The organism is Porphyromonas uenonis 60-3, from assembly GCF_000174775.1.
Lineage (GTDB): Bacteria > Bacteroidota > Bacteroidia > Bacteroidales > Porphyromonadaceae > Porphyromonas > Porphyromonas uenonis_A.
On the sequence record NZ_ACLR01000117.1, the window covers coordinates 1 to 539 of the forward strand.

General features: G+C 48.1%; 1 protein-coding gene. It reads left to right on the forward strand.

Annotation, left to right across the window (positions count from 1 at the left end):
* The first annotated feature begins 93 nt into the window (after window positions 1-93).
* Window positions 94-459, forward strand: a complete 366-nt coding sequence (locus tag PORUE0001_RS03165; RefSeq protein ID WP_007364921.1) for a transposase — start codon at window positions 94-96, stop codon at window positions 457-459.
* Window positions 460-539: the final 80 nt, after the last annotated feature.

Below are 539 nucleotides of genomic sequence, written 5' to 3' on the forward strand. Positions count from 1 at the left end.
CCGTTGGGATTGAAGATTTCCTCGACTTCGACCAATCTACAGTTTTGTCCTCTCCTGAAATAGTACACAGTCGGGAAGCCAACCCCAACAACAATGAAACAAGAAAAAAGTAACCGAGGACGAAAGGGATATCCCCTAGATTTCAAGTGGAGAGTCATCGATGACCTCCTAGCCACAGGCGAGAGCATCGCCACCACCAGCCAGCGCTACGGCATCACCACACGCACCATTCGAAATTGGTTGCGTACCTTTGGTGTAGAGTTACCCAACCAAAGCACTATGAGCAAGACAAACAAGAACAAAGACGTAGATCCAGAGTACGCAGAACTCAAGCGTGAAAACGCTCGCCTCAAAGCAGCCCTCTTCCAGGCTGAGAGCAAGGCCTTGGTCAACAAAACACTACTCGAAGTGGTCTTGAATCGCTACCACATTGATCTAAAAAAAAAGACCGATTTGTAGCCGTGAGACAGCTTGAACAGGCCAAAGTGAGAGATCAAAAGCTCTCCATAACCTACCTTTGTCAGCAGCTAGAAGTCAGC